The organism is Sinobacterium norvegicum (assembly GCF_923077115.1).
GTDB lineage: Bacteria > Pseudomonadota > Gammaproteobacteria > Pseudomonadales > Sinobacteriaceae > Sinobacterium > Sinobacterium norvegicum.
In genome coordinates, this window is sequence record NZ_CAKLPX010000002.1 from 454,635 (window position 1) to 468,163 (window position 13,529).

A 13,529-nucleotide genomic window follows, 5' to 3' on the forward strand; every position below is an offset into this window, starting at 1 on the left:
CCGGGCATAGCCGTCCATATTGGCTAAAACACTGCGCTACAGCGACTATTTAGTTTTTATGGCGAATAATGGCAGCCCCATTATTCGCTTTTTTTTGATTAAAACTTGACGGTTTCGACCATTATTCATTGTCATGATGGAGGCTATAGATAGCATGGGATTTAGTTATAGTGGGTAAAGCGCTATTATTCTTTCCAACATCACAGCGACTAAAAATTCAGCGCTGAGTCACCTACTGTTAATTACACTCTGGAAGGAAATGATCATGTCAAACTACAGTCAAGACATCGATGCAGCAGCAGCCACAATCGATACAAAGGGCGCATCTTGGGATGCAATTAACCCTGAGTCAGTTGCTCGCATGCGTACTCAGAACAAATTCAAAACTGGTTTAGACATCGCCAAGTACACTGCCGATATCATGAATGCAGATATGGCAGCATTCGATGCCGATTCTTCACAGTACACTCAGTCACTTGGCTGCTGGCACGGTTTTGTTGGCCAACAGAAAATGATCTCTATCAAGAAGCACTTCGGTGGCAAGACTGACCGTCGTTACTTGTACCTGTCAGGATGGATGGTTGCTGCACTGCGCTCTGAGTTTGGTCCTCTTCCTGATCAATCAATGCACGAGAAGACTTCTGTTGCTTCTTTGGTTGCTGAGCTTTACACCTTCCTACGTCAGGCTGATGCACGTGAACTAGGCGGTCTTTTCCGCGCACTAGACGCTGCTACAGAAGCTGGCGACACAGCTGAAGCTGCTAAGATTCAAGCTGACATCGACGGTCACGTGACTCACGTTGTGCCAATCATTGCCGATATCGATGCCGGTTTTGGTAACGCTGAAGCGACTTACCTGATGGCCAAGCAAATGATCGAAGCCGGCGCTTGCTGTCTACAGATCGAAAACCAGGTTGCCGATGAGAAGCAATGTGGTCACCAGGACGGTAAGGTTACTGTACCTCACGCTGACTTCCACTCTAAGATCCGCGCACTACGTTACGCCTTCCTAGAACTGGGTGTCGACAACGGTATCATCGTTGCTCGTACTGACTCTGAAGGTGCTGGTCTTACTAAAGAAATCGCTGTTGTTAAAGAGCCAGGCGATCAGGGCGATCGTTACAACTCTTTCCTCGATGTTGAAGAAATCGACGTTTCTGAAATGGCTGAAGGCGATGTTTGCTTCAACCGTGACGGCAAGTTGGTTCGTCCTAAGCGTCTTCCTTCTGGTCTTTATCAGTTCCGTCAGGGCACGGGTGAAGAGCGTTGTGTTTTTGACTCTGTTGAAGCGATCAAAGCCGGCGCTGACCTTATCTGGATCGAGACAGCAACACCAAGCGTTGCCGATATCGCTGGCATGATGAACGAGGTTCGTAAAGAAATCCCAGATGCTAAGCTGGTTTACAATAACAGCCCATCATTCAACTGGACACTTAACTTCCGTCAGCAAGCTTACGACCGTTGGGTTGAAGCGGGTCAAGACGTTGCTGCATACGATCGTAGCGACCTAATGAACGCCAAGTATGATGATTCTGAATTGGCTGCCGATGCAGACGATAAGGTTCGTACTTTCCAGGCTGATACCGCTCGTGAAGCGAATATCTTCCACCACTTGATCACACTACCGACTTACCACACAACAGCCTTGTCTGTTGATAACTTGGCCAAGGAATACTTCGGCGAAGCAGGTATGCTGGGTTATGTTGCCGGTGTTCAGCGTAAGGAAATCCGTCAGGGTATTGCCTGTGTTAAGCACCAGAACATGTCAGGCTCTGACATGGGTGACGACCACAAAGAATACTTTGCTGGTGAGAACGCACTGAAAGCAGGTGGTGCTAAGAACACTTCAAACCAGTTCAGCTAAATCGAACCTGGTGCTTAACCTCGCTGTAATAAGCCTTGACTAACTAAGGCTGAGGTTTAAAGTGTGTGAAAAGGCGACCTCTTGCAAAAGGGTGTCGCCTTTTCTGCTGATTGAAACCAAGACTTTTTAGAGTGAAATTGATGATGACGAATATTCCAAACAACTTACAAGATGCAAGAGACTTACTGAGCGCAGAGGGTTTTAAGGTTGGCCGTACTTGGTATCACGGTACATCGTCGACATTGGTTGCTTCAATACAAGAGTATGGTTTAAAGCGCTCGGGTGACAGGGCCTTAAAGCAAACGGCTAAAAAAATCATGGCGACGATTGGCAACAGTTATACCGAAACCATCGAACCTGTTTTTCTCACTCAAAGTAAAGAGTTGGCTTACTACTGGGCTGAGCAAAAGGTAAAGGAGCGTGCTGCTCATAACGGCGGTGAAGAGGCCCCGGCAGTACTGGCGATCAACCTGCCAGAGGCAATGAATAACAGCGTTAAGCCGGATGTGGGTGCTGCCAGCCTGTTAATGATTGAGGGCAATGATTTCTTAGAACAGGTGTCTAACCTATACACAGCACACGGCTTTAAAGCGCCGTTGATCGACCCCGCACAGGCAGACCGACTAGATTATTTAAACAAGCTGGGTATGGCCTACATCAACGCCGACATCGATGCCGAGAATTTAGAGCTATTGGTTTAAGGGTTTACCGTCTACGACAAGATTCTGACCGGTGACGACAGTCATTGATTACCGGCAAAAAAGTTAACAGTAGTGTGGCGGTTCTGCCGCCACTTTGAAGCGATGAGCAATCATCGCTTTTTTTATGCCTGAAAAACGCCGAGGGAGCCTCCTTAAGCTTTTAGTTATTTTCTCGGCCCGGTGCGGGCTGGTATTGTTCTAAACAGCGGGCGGCAAAGTCGGTAATCATTTTGTAATCTACCTTGCCATTGGCAAAGCGCTGCATAGAGTCAATCGCATAGATTTTCTTGGGCACCTTGTAGTCCGCAAGATTTTTGCGTAAATAATGTTGTAGGGCGGCCACGTCCAAATTGTCATTGGTCAGCTCGCCACCCTCGACTACAGCCACCACCATCTTGCCAAAACGAGGGTGTGGCAAGCCTATTAGCAGGGCATCGGAGATGGTTTGGTGGCGGATCAATAACTGTTCAACCTCGATGGTATAGACCTTTTCACCGCCGGTGTTAATAACGCTGTTATCGCGCCCCAGCAGAGCTAACAAACCATCTTTTCTGACCGTGCAGCGATCACCGGTTTTGACAAAGCGCTCGCCATTGATCTTGATAAACGTGGCCGCGGTTTTTTCCGGCTCGTTGTAGTAGCCAATAGGAATGTAGCCGCCGGCATAGGCAATGCCGATGGTGTCACTGCCGGGAGCAACTTCCACGAGATTATCGTCAAATATTTTGGTGGTCGGCATGGGGAGAAAGACGCCGGCCTGTTCGGTGGTTAAAGCAAAACCACTGGTCTCGCTTGACCCCAGTGTGTCGAGCAACACCAGGTCGGGGTTTTGTTGAATAAAGCGTGTGCGGCTTTGATCGCTGAGTATGGCGCCGGATGATATCAGTGACTGAACACTATCAAAGCAGCCATCGTCGCGGGCTTCGATGCTTTCCAATAATGGCAAGGCGAAGGCATCACCGACAATCACCAAGCTACCAACCTGATGTTGTTTGATTAAATTAAGGCAGTGATCGGCATCGAAACGTTTGATCCCCGTGGTAACGACCGGCGAGCCCTGAGCCAGCGCACAGATTGCCATCATCAGCCCTGTGCCATGCATCAGTGGGCATAGCGGTAGCAAGGGTTTGGATGCTGGCTGGGTTTGTAAAAGGGTTAAATAGTCGTCCAGTGTGTCGGGGGCGTCGGTTAACGCTGTCGCTGCCATGGCACCAATACCCCACACCTTCATCTTGTGCCACAGCCCAGTATGCTCCCACTGTGTACCCTTGGGCATACCCGTGGTGCCGCCGGTGGCAATGATGATTTGGTTGTCGCTGGCGGTATCGGTTACTAAGTCATCGGCCCGGTAGAGATAGATATCATCCAGCGACACGGCAAAGTCGTTGACCGGGTCAGCGCCGTCTTCCGTCACTTCAACATAGGCAATTGTTTTGTTCAGCTGCGGTTTTATTTCAGCAACCTGTTTTGCAAATTCAGTGGCATAGACCAGGACTTCCACATCCAGCGAATGACAGAGATGCTCTAGCTCTTGCTGTTGATAGCGATAATTAATATTGACATGTGCACAGCCGATTAAACCGCTGCCGAAAAACACCTCTAGGTAGGCATTCGTATTGCGTAGATAGTGACCCACATGGCTGTGTTTTTTAAGCCCCTTGTCTTGCAGCCAGGCGCCAATGCTTCTGGCGCGACGACGCAACTCGGCAAAGGTATATGTTTGTTGTTCATGGATTAATGCCGTGCGTTCTGCCATAGGGCCGAGGCCTATTCGATCGACCGCCTCACTGTAATTCCAACTCATGTTACGTCCTCTGTTTCGGCGCTGCGTTAAGGGGTGGTTAACACAAACTTAAGCTGCTCGCCCTTTATTATTATGTCGACCGCCTGACCGCTTGGGTCACTGGCGGACATCGCTGTTAAGGTTTTTGGGTCTGATGTGCTGGCGACAAAATGTTGTTGCTCATTGGTACGGCCAATAATGATGGCCCGGATGCTGCCTTTTGCCGTGGGGTAAATTACGTAAGAGACAATCCGTCCGGCTGTCGGCGCATCGCTGATCGTCATTGGCTTGTCAGTATTACGCACCCAGGTTTCTGTGTTGGCCCAGTCGATGTCATTAGCGCGGTTCGAATAAATGACACTGGCGTGTTTCGATAGCACGCCGCCATTGGCGGTTACCATGGCGTAGCTTGGCACCGGCTTAGCCGCCGCGGTATTTTGCCGCAGTTGCGTCACCACCTCGGCCATCGCATGGAGGCTGTAGTTGTTACCCGGGCCGCCGAAGTAAGGCAGGCCACCGGTCAGCGTCAGCGCGCGACTGCCATCCACAGGCAGCCCCATATGATTGGCAACTGCGGTGATGGCGCAGGGAAAGCAACTGTATATATCGATCAATTCTATTTGCTCGGCGGTGAGTCCGGCGGTGTCGAGTACACGGTCTGTAACGTGATTGGCGATGGGCGATAACGCCGGATCTGGGCGCTGTGTCAGGGTGTGCTCGGCGCCCTCAGCCATGGCTTGCAGGTAAATAAAGTGAGACTCGGGAACACCCAGCTCGCGTGCCTTGGCGACGCTGCACAGTATCACTGCCGCCGACTGATTAACGCTGTCCTGGGCGATCATGCGCTTGCTGTAGAGGTGATTGAGTGGTGCAGCACTGATAATTTCTTCGGCTGTTTGCTGTCCGGGAAATTGCGCATAAGCGTTGTTGGCGGCGACGGCGCTAAACGATGCCAGCAGCTGTGCCATAGCCTTTTGATGGGCCGGTATCGAACGACCGGCTTGCTGGCGTTGGGCCTGCTCAATGAGAGCGTAATACAGCGCCACACTTGTCAGCCCATTGGCCTGTTCCTGCGTGGTGGCTATGCTTTCACCGATGCCTCGGTCTTCCAGAGGCTGGCTGAACTCTTCACTCCAGTCGAGAGAGAATGTCGGCGTCAGTTTTTTTTGACGGGCGCCGTGGCGCTGATTTTTTAATGCCTCAGCCCCAGCAATTAACACCATATCGCGGTCGCCGCGGGCAATATCCGCGGCAAACTCGATCAACATGGACTGCGGTTGATTGCCCCCCATCGATGAATAAATACGATGTTTTGGCGTGGCGCCTATTGCCTGTGCAATGGATTGCGGCGGGTTATTACTACGGCCCCACTCGCACGGCCATAGGTGCCCCATATCGGAAAACAGACGCGTCACTGCAATGGTGTCGATGTGTTGAGCAATCTGAGCTGTGTCGCATGCCGTACCACTTAGGGCATGCGTCAGCGCCTGCATGCTGGCCTGAGCAGCCAGCGTCATTGGTGAGTCATCGGTTGTCTGGCGTTGTACAAACTGTCCCGCGCCAATTAAAACCGGTGTACGATCATTCATCAGAGCACCAGTTCGGCGATATCACGCAGCTGTTTTTTGTCGGTCGTCGCCACCAACAAGCTGGTGACGCGGGAATCACGCCAGGCCTGAAGGCGATCTTTAATTCGGGCTTTTGAGCCGATCAAAGAGATGCTGTCAGCAAATTCGTCGGGAATAGTGTTAATGGCCTCATCTCGCTTACCTTCCATAAACAACTGTTGAATCTTGTCGGCTTCAGCCTCGTAGCCCATGCGGACAAATAAATCTTTGTGGAAATTTTGTGTCTTGGCTCCCATGCCGCCGATGTAAAAACTTAAAAAGGTTTTTACCCGTAGCAAACCGGCTTGGAGGTCGTCGTCAATATTCACCATGACCATCTGGTTGATCTCAAAGTCGGGCTTGGCATTGACCAGCGACTTTTCATACATGCTTTCGTCATAAGGGTTATAGATCAGCGGCAGCCAACCATCGGCAATCTCGGTCGATAGTGCAATATTTTTGGGGCCTTCAGCGCCCATGAAAATCGGAATGTCTTTACGTACAGGGTGGACAATTGGCTTAAGGGGTTTACCCAGGCCCATGCCATCGTCACCGGTGTATGGCAGCGGGTAATGGGGGCCGCTGTTGGTCACTGGGGCTTCCCGGGCCAGCACCTGTCGCACTATGTCTATGTACTCGCGAGTGCGCGCTAACGGCTTGGGGAAGGGTTGGCCATACCAACCTTCGACAACCTGCGGTCCAGACACGCCCAGCCCCAGTATAAAACGTCCCTTGGACATCAGGTCCAAACTCAGGGCGTGCATTGCACAGGCGGTTGGGGTACGAGCTGATAATTGGACAACAGCGGTACCCAGTTTAATTTTATTGGTATGTGCGCCAATCCAGCACAGCGGGGTGAAGGCGTCATTCCCCCAAGATTCTGCCGACCAAACCGAGTCGTAACCCAGCTTTTCGGCTTCCTGTGCCATCTCAATAAAATTCTCTTGGGGGGCTCTGCTCCAGTAACCCTGCGCTAAACCTAATTTTAAATCACCCATTGTTTAAGCCCCTATTTGACTGTGTGTATGTCGTTATTTTAGTCGCAATATCAAGCCCCAACGGGCAGACATTGGTAATTGAGGGATACATTACACTTATGACAGCATGCTGACAAGTGGTGTGCATGCTGTCGTTTATGATAGGATAACGGTTCGATGATATTGAGTCATACAGTTAAAAAGGTAGACACGTGAGCACTTCACCCGGTGGCAAGGCGGTTTTGGATCTGGTTTTTGAGATTCTTAAAACCGCACCAAAATTGCAATTAAAAGGCGACAAATTGACACAGGATACAGGCCTGACGAGCTCGCGCTGGTGGTGTTTGGTGACCATTGCAGAAAACGATGGCAGTCTCTCCGTCGCCGATATTGCCCGGCGTATGAATTTGCAGCGACAGACTGTGCAGCGTTTTACCGATGCCTTGGCTAAAAGCGAGATGATTACCTACACCGAAAACCCGGACCATAAGCGTGCACGACATCTGTCGATGACCGACAAGGGCAAAGCGGCTTTGGTCACGGTGAAAAAACGCGATAATGACTGGGCAGAAAATACTGCGGGCGCGGTTAACAGCGACGATATCGAAACCACTATCCGCACCTTAACAGCGCTTAGAGATGAAATTACTGCGCAATTTACCGAGCGCTAGACATCGGCTTGTTTGGGTTTGAATATTTTCATAGTGGCTGAGTTGAGAAATGTTCTATGGATATCATAACGACACAGGGGTAATGCCAGAATGACTAATCATTATAAATTTTGCACACTGGAAAAAAGAGACCATATTTGGATTGTGACGATCAATCGCCCCGATGCCCTCAACGCGCTCCACCCGCCGACTAATTATGAATTGGAGTCGGTATTTAATGACTTTGATACCGATAAAAACGCCTGGGTTGCGATTTTAACCGGCGCTGGCAATCAGTCATTCTCTGTTGGGCATGATCTTAAATACCAAGCCTCTGGTGCGAAGGTTACCATCCCTAAAACTGGTTTTGCTGGGTTAACCGCGCGTTTTGATCTCGACAAACCGGTGATTGCTGCCGTCAATGGCTTTGCGATGGGGGGGGGCTTTGAAATAGCCTTGGCCTGCGACCTGATTGTAGCGGACCAACGTGCTCAATTTGCCCTGCCTGAACCCCGGGTTGGTCTGGCCGCTTTAGCAGGGGGAATACATCGGCTGTCGCGCCAGATTGGTCAAAAACAGGCCATGGATATGTTATTAACGGCTCGTAAAGTTGGCGCCGAAGAGGGGCAGCGAATGGGTTTTGTCAACCGTATTGTCAGCGTCACTGACAATACGACAGTGGTTGATGAGGCGGTTAAAGTGGCTGAGCAAATGATCTTGTGTTCTCCGGTCTCATTGCAGATGACCAAGCAAATGCAGCGCCAGGGTGCAGACCTTGCCGACTTAGAAACCGCGGTATCGTATCGATACGAGGCCATTGACACGCTGTTGAGTAGTAACGATTTTATCGAGGGGCCTGCTGCCTTTGCCGAAAAGCGTGCGCCTAAATGGTCGGGCAGCTGATTTGTCACGCGTACTGCCTTTATTGAACACGGTGTGGGTGTGATGGCGGGCTAAGTTTTCAACCACGCCGCCATCACAGCACGCTTAGGCGACGGCAGAAGTACAGGGCTGTTGCCGGTTAAACGCTGACAGTACAGCATTTAATGACGCGGAGACGATGTCTCCGCTTTCCGCTATACCGATGACTGTTTTACCGTCAATGGTCAGGTCGACTATCGCCCTCGCCGAGGCGCTGGCACCTTCTTCGATGGCGTATTCAATATAATTTTCAATATCGATAGACTGTTGGCTGAAACGGCTAATGCCTTTTACAAATGCGGCAAGTACGCCGTCGGCGCTGGCCTTGATCAGCGCTTCTGCACTACCGTTGGTAAGAGTAATGGCAACCTCATCCTGCTCGTCATGATTAATCTGATAGCTGCTGATTGCATAGGGCTGGTCGCCATCTGCCTGGTGGCTACCGATGTGATAGTGTTGTTTAAATAGTTGTAGCACCTTGTCGCTGCTGACTTCGCCGCCATTATCTTCGGCAAAGGCCTGCACCACAGGGCTGAAATCGACCTGTGCCCAGCGGGGTAGGCTGATGCCGTGATCGCTTTCTAAAATATGGGCGACGCCGCCTTTGCCAGACTGGCTGTTGACCCGGATCACCGCCTCGTAGCTGCAGCCAACGTCGGCAGGGTCGATAGGCAAATAAGCGACCTGCCAAGGGGCGCTATTATCTTGGCGTAAGTCTAAGCATTTTTTTATCGCATCCTGGTGGCTGCCAGAGAAGGCGGTAAAGACTAATTCACCGGCATAAGGGTGGCGGGGGTGGGTCTTAATATCGGTGCAATATACGACAGTTTCGACAATTTTTTCCATATTCGAAAAGTCCAGCGTTGGGTCGACGCCCTGGCTGTAAAGGTTCATTGCCATGGTGACAATATCCATATTGCCGGTACGCTCACCGTTGCCCAACAGCGTACCTTCGACGCGGTCGGCACCGGCCATGACGCCGAGTTCGGCGGCAGCGACACCGCAGCCTCTGTCATTGTGGGTGTGGAGGCTGATAATAACAGCCTCTCTATTGTCAATATGCTGACCAAACCATTCGATTTGGTCGGCATAAAAATTAGGGCTGGCAACCTCGACGGTGGCGGGTAAATTCAGTATGCATGGGCGTGCTTGTGTCGGCTGCCACACAGCGCAGACAGCGTTGCAAACCTCGACGGCGAACTCGATCTCGGTGCCGGTAAAACTCTCCGGTGAGTATTGGAACTGCCACTGGGTGTCAGGCTGCTGTTCGGCGTAAGATTGCACCCATTGCGCTCCCTGCACAGCGATATCGATAATACCTTGTTGGTCGAGTTTAAATACCTGCTCGCGCTGTACCACTGATGTCGAGTTATAGACATGCATAATGGCTTTGTTGGCACCTCTTAACGCCTCGAAGCTGCGCTTTATCAAGGCTTCACGGGCTTGAGTGAGCACTTGAATCGTTACATCGTCGGGGATCAAATCCTGCTCGATCAAGCAGCGGACAAAATCAAAGTCTGGTTGCGAGGCGGCGGGAAAACCGACTTCAATCTCCTTAAAGCCAACCTCGACCAATACCTTAAAAAGCGCCAGTTTCTGCTGTACAGACATCGGGTTAATCAATGCCTGATTACCGTCGCGCAAGTCGACACTACACCACTGTGGCGCGTTATCGATGACGTTATCTGGCCACTGGCGGTTGGTCATTTTTATCGGAGTAAATGGGCGATATTTTCTGTGGTCGAAGCTCATGGTAATACATCCTATGCCGTGATTTTAGGCGGGGTGGTGCTGCTGATTTAGAGGTGATGGCGGCGATAAGAGGATAAAAGGGCTGCCGAACACCGCTGACAAGGATCGGTAGCCGCTTTAAAGTCGAAATCTGTGAGTAAGTCTTTGCATGGAAAACTCTTCTTATTAGGGGCGGTCTGCGCTGGGTAAGCAATCGATATTCCGCACTGGCTGTCGGCCGTTGGACAAGGGTAAAGCCCGGGGCTCTCCCCGGCCATTTTTGATAACCGGGGGAGTGGCTGCGCTGGCCCCTTTGTGAGGGTGAGCGCTTTCTGCCTTAAGTTGTGAACAGTATAAGGAGGTGCTGTTAGCAGGTGGTTGCGAATTTGGAGTCATTGCGACATTTTTTGATATTAAATAGCGTATATTTATTGTTATTTAGTTTATTGTGTATTTTTGCCGTAAAAAATCGATTCCTTTGACCTTTTTTTGATGAATAGTTGATGATTAATAGCGCCGGTGTGTTTTTTCGTCACTTCGGATCCAGTTAAAGGCAACAACGTCGATGAAAAGCCGGGGGAGAAACAAATAGCAACAACAGAGTATTACGGAAAGTAACAAGTGTTTACACCGACAACAAATATCGAGGGCAATGCGTCGGTTTGCTTTCCATTTATCCTGTGCTATGCAACACTCTTTGCAAATAACAAGCAAACCATTTTCGAAGCAGGAACTTTTTATGCAGGCTGATTTTTGGAACGGTAAACGCCCTGAAGGTGTTGCCAACACTATCGATAACACGCAATACCAGTCGATTGTTGAGGTCTTTGAAAAGTCATTTAAGGAGTATGCAGATAAACCTGCATTTACCAATCTTGGCTATACCATGTCTTATCGTCAGCTCGATAAGCTCAGTGCTGACTTCGCTTCCTATTTACAAAACCACACGACATTAAAGCCCGGCGATCGTATTGCCGTGCAAATGCCAAACTTGTTGCAGTTTCCTGTGGCTGTTATTGGTGCCATGCGCGCTGGTATGGTGGTGGTGAATACCAACCCGCTGTACACCGCTCGGGAAATGAAACACCAATTTAATGATTCCGGTGCCAAGGCGCTGGTTGTTGTTAGCATGTTTGGTCATATGGTTGAGGAAATTCTCGATCAGACACCGATAGAACACGTTATAGTGACGAATATCGGCGATATGATTCCAGGTCTAAAAGGCCCGCTGATCAGTGCCCTGATGAAGTATGTCAAGAAAATGGTACCTGCCTTTAGCCTGCCCTCGGCAGTGCCATTGAAGAAGGCATTAAAGCTCGGTGCTGATAAAGGCTATACCCCAGTGTCAGCGACACGTGATGATGTTGCGGTATTACAGTACACCGGTGGCACGACAGGTGTCGCCAAGGGTGCCATGCTGACCAATAGAAATATTTTAGCCAATATGCTGCAGGTGCGTGCCAATTTACAGCAGAAAGATAGTAATGGTGAGGTTATCTATTCTGTGGGGCGTGAGACCGTTGTTGCGCCATTGCCGCTGTATCATATTTATTCGTTTACCGTACACCTGATGTGTATGTTCGAGACCGGTAATCACAGTGTTTTGATTACCAACCCTCGAGATCCTAAGATGTTTATCAAATCGATTAAGGATCGGGGCATTACTGGTTTTGTCGGTTTAAATACCTTGTTTGTCTCCTTGATGGATCATGAAGACTTTAAATTAATTGATTTTTCAAAGCTCAAAATGTCGATGTCCGGTGGTACTGCTTTGGTGAAAGACACCAGTGATCGCTGGGAGCAGGCGACCGGTGTTCGTATCTCTGAGGCCTATGGTTTAACCGAGTGTTCGCCGGCTGTTTCGTGTAACCCGCTGGGTGAATTGGCCCAGGTAGGTACTGTTGGTTTGCCGATGCCGAGCACGGCGTTAAAATGTATCGATCCCGAGGGCAATGAAGTTGCTGTTGGTGAGCGCGGCGAACTCTGTGTGCAGGGTGAACAGGTGATGAAGGGGTATTGGCAGCGCCCAGAGGCGACCGCTGAAGTGCTGGATGCAGACGGTTGGTTCCGTACCGGTGATGTGGCGGTTATCGCCGAAGATGGTTTCGTCAGCATTGTTGACCGCATCAAGGATTTGATCCTGGTTTCAGGCTTTAACGTCTATCCAAATGAAATTGAAGATGTGGTTTCCTCTCACCCCAAGGTGGTTAACTGTGCCGTTATCGGTGTGCCGGATGATAAGTCTGGTGAGGCGCCAAAACTGTTTGTAGTCACCAATGGCGAAGTGAGCAAGGAAGAACTGATTGCTCACTGTAAGGATAAGGACCACGGCTTGGCAGGATATAAAATTCCTCGCTATGTTGAGTTCAGAGATGAACTGCCGATGACGCCTGTGGGTAAGATTCTTCGCCGCGAGCTACGCGACTTATAATCCCCGCCTGATTTCTGCGGTCAAAAATCCCGTACTGATGCCCATCAGTTCGGGATTTTTTTTATTTAAAAACCGTTATGCTGCTAACTCAGTGCTGACGCGCGCCGCTTTCGAAGATCACTTGTACCGCCTCGGCCTCGGTGATACCTGTCGCCATTAAAGCCGCGACCATCATGACGCGTTGCTGTTGAATCTTATCGACCGGCCTAGTGTCAGTTACATTAGGTAAAGCCAGCTTTGACTCATTGGATGTATCGGAGTTCTTCATCGTCCCTTGCCGCTATTTTGATTATTTATTGTTCGATAGTAGCGGCATCGCTTGTTGAAAACTTAGCGATAGATCAAATGTTATCAACATACCCTCTGTCAGGGTTCAGCGCTACAACAGCAGATCTCTGTCGATGGCATGGTATTGGTCGGCGGCTAGGATAAGGGATTTTGCCGTCAATGCGGCCACGCCATAGGCCTCAGTGTGGACACCATAACGCTGCTTGACCCGCTCCAGCAAACGATCAAAATCGCCATCGCCGGATAGTAAGACAACGGTGTCGATCGACTCAGAGGCCGCCGCCTCCATGATGTCGATAGCAATGCCGACATCCCAGTCGCCCTTGGCGGAGCCGTCGCTTCGCTGGATATAGGGTTTGAGTAAGATCTCGAAGCCGATGTGATTGAGTGCCGCTTGGAATTTTTGTTGGCCACTGTTACCACTATCAATGGCATAGGCCTTGGCCATGACAATGTTGCCTTGCTGAGCCAGTCGCTGCCATAATTTTTTATAGTTAAATTGCCTGCCATAGGCTTGTCGCGTGGTGTAGTAGATATTTTGGACATCGGCAAACACGGCAATGTTGTTCATTGTAT

Annotated in this window: 11 protein-coding genes; 5 read left to right on the forward strand and 6 right to left on the reverse strand. The window is 50.1% G+C overall.

Features of this window, described 5'->3' with window-relative positions; translation table 11 throughout:
- Nucleotides 1-265 precede the first annotated feature (265 nt).
- Both L9P87_RS11085 and L9P87_RS11090 read left to right on the forward strand, forming a co-directional pair.
- Nucleotides 266-1,864: an isocitrate lyase gene (locus L9P87_RS11085; protein ID WP_237444808.1), complete on the forward strand. Its 1,599-nt coding sequence runs from the start codon at nucleotides 266-268 to the stop codon at nucleotides 1,862-1,864.
- 140 nt (nucleotides 1,865-2,004) lie between these two features.
- Nucleotides 2,005-2,565 (forward strand): hypothetical protein, encoded by a 561-nt coding sequence (locus L9P87_RS11090; protein ID WP_237444809.1) that lies wholly within the window; start codon nucleotides 2,005-2,007, stop codon nucleotides 2,563-2,565.
- A 160-nt stretch (nucleotides 2,566-2,725) separates the two neighbouring features.
- Here L9P87_RS11090 and L9P87_RS11095 read toward each other — a convergent pair whose 3' ends face one another.
- The 3 genes from L9P87_RS11095 to L9P87_RS11105 are packed head-to-tail and all read right to left on the reverse strand — an operon-like array spanning nucleotide 2,726 to nucleotide 6,953.
- Complete coding sequence (locus L9P87_RS11095; RefSeq protein WP_237444810.1) at nucleotides 2,726-4,369, reverse strand: AMP-binding protein; 1,644 nt, start codon at nucleotides 4,367-4,369, stop codon at nucleotides 2,726-2,728.
- Nucleotides 4,370-4,395: 26 nt separating this feature from the next.
- Nucleotides 4,396-5,937 carry a thiolase C-terminal domain-containing protein gene (locus L9P87_RS11100; protein ID WP_237444811.1) on the reverse strand — a complete coding sequence of 514 codons (1,542 nt, stop codon included), beginning with the start codon at nucleotides 5,935-5,937 and terminating at the stop codon, nucleotides 4,396-4,398.
- Nucleotides 5,937-6,953 carry an LLM class F420-dependent oxidoreductase gene (locus tag L9P87_RS11105; RefSeq protein ID WP_237444812.1) on the reverse strand — a complete coding sequence of 339 codons (1,017 nt, stop codon included), beginning with the start codon at nucleotides 6,951-6,953 and terminating at the stop codon, nucleotides 5,937-5,939. Before L9P87_RS11105 ends, L9P87_RS11100 begins: the two co-directional genes overlap by 1 nt.
- Nucleotides 6,954-7,144: 191 nt before the next feature.
- Between L9P87_RS11105 and L9P87_RS11110 the strand changes: the two genes are divergently transcribed.
- A complete protein-coding gene (locus L9P87_RS11110) occupies nucleotides 7,145-7,603 on the forward strand; it encodes a MarR family winged helix-turn-helix transcriptional regulator (RefSeq protein ID WP_237444813.1) in 459 nt (152 codons plus the stop codon).
- A gap of 90 nt (nucleotides 7,604-7,693) precedes the next feature.
- Nucleotides 7,694-8,485 carry an enoyl-CoA hydratase-related protein gene (locus tag L9P87_RS11115; protein WP_237444814.1) on the forward strand — a complete coding sequence of 264 codons (792 nt, stop codon included), beginning with the start codon at nucleotides 7,694-7,696 and terminating at the stop codon, nucleotides 8,483-8,485.
- 84 nt (nucleotides 8,486-8,569) lie between these two features.
- Here L9P87_RS11115 and leuA read toward each other — a convergent pair whose 3' ends face one another.
- Nucleotides 8,570-10,255 (reverse strand): 2-isopropylmalate synthase, encoded by a 1,686-nt coding sequence (gene leuA, locus L9P87_RS11120; RefSeq protein ID WP_237444815.1) that lies wholly within the window; start codon nucleotides 10,253-10,255, stop codon nucleotides 8,570-8,572.
- 718 nt (nucleotides 10,256-10,973) lie between these two features.
- Between leuA and L9P87_RS11125 the strand changes: the two genes are divergently transcribed.
- Complete coding sequence (locus L9P87_RS11125) at nucleotides 10,974-12,665, forward strand: AMP-binding protein (RefSeq protein WP_237444816.1); 1,692 nt, start codon at nucleotides 10,974-10,976, stop codon at nucleotides 12,663-12,665.
- A gap of 88 nt (nucleotides 12,666-12,753) precedes the next feature.
- Here the strand turns inward: L9P87_RS11125 and L9P87_RS11130 are convergent, their stop codons facing one another.
- Nucleotides 12,754-12,933 carry a hypothetical protein gene (locus tag L9P87_RS11130; protein ID WP_237444817.1) on the reverse strand — a complete coding sequence of 60 codons (180 nt, stop codon included), beginning with the start codon at nucleotides 12,931-12,933 and terminating at the stop codon, nucleotides 12,754-12,756.
- Nucleotides 12,934-13,044: 111 nt separating this feature from the next.
- Entirely contained in the window at nucleotides 13,045-13,524 is a 480-nt protein-coding gene (locus L9P87_RS11135; RefSeq protein ID WP_237444818.1) for an NYN domain-containing protein, read from the reverse strand.
- Nucleotides 13,525-13,529: the final 5 nt, after the last annotated feature.

Excerpts from the sequence above, each read along its gene's own strand:
- L9P87_RS11130 (WP_237444817.1), bottom strand. The coding sequence starts at position 12,933 with ATGAAGAACTCCGATACATCCAATGAGTCAAAGCTGGCTTTACCTAAT.
- L9P87_RS11135 (WP_237444818.1), bottom strand. The coding sequence starts at position 13,524 with ATGAACAACATTGCCGTGTTTGCCGATGTCCAAAATATCTACTACACC.
- L9P87_RS11090 (WP_237444809.1), top strand. The coding sequence starts at position 2,005 with ATGATGACGAATATTCCAAACAACTTACAAGATGCAAGAGACTTACTG.
- L9P87_RS11115 (WP_237444814.1), top strand. The coding sequence starts at position 7,694 with ATGACTAATCATTATAAATTTTGCACACTGGAAAAAAGAGACCATATT.
- leuA (WP_237444815.1), bottom strand. The coding sequence starts at position 10,255 with ATGAGCTTCGACCACAGAAAATATCGCCCATTTACTCCGATAAAAATG.
- L9P87_RS11085 (WP_237444808.1), top strand. The coding sequence starts at position 266 with ATGTCAAACTACAGTCAAGACATCGATGCAGCAGCAGCCACAATCGAT.
- L9P87_RS11095 (WP_237444810.1), bottom strand. The coding sequence starts at position 4,369 with ATGAGTTGGAATTACAGTGAGGCGGTCGATCGAATAGGCCTCGGCCCT.
- L9P87_RS11105 (WP_237444812.1), bottom strand. The coding sequence starts at position 6,953 with ATGGGTGATTTAAAATTAGGTTTAGCGCAGGGTTACTGGAGCAGAGCC.
- L9P87_RS11125 (WP_237444816.1), top strand. The coding sequence starts at position 10,974 with ATGCAGGCTGATTTTTGGAACGGTAAACGCCCTGAAGGTGTTGCCAAC.
- L9P87_RS11100 (WP_237444811.1), bottom strand. The coding sequence starts at position 5,937 with ATGAATGATCGTACACCGGTTTTAATTGGCGCGGGACAGTTTGTACAA.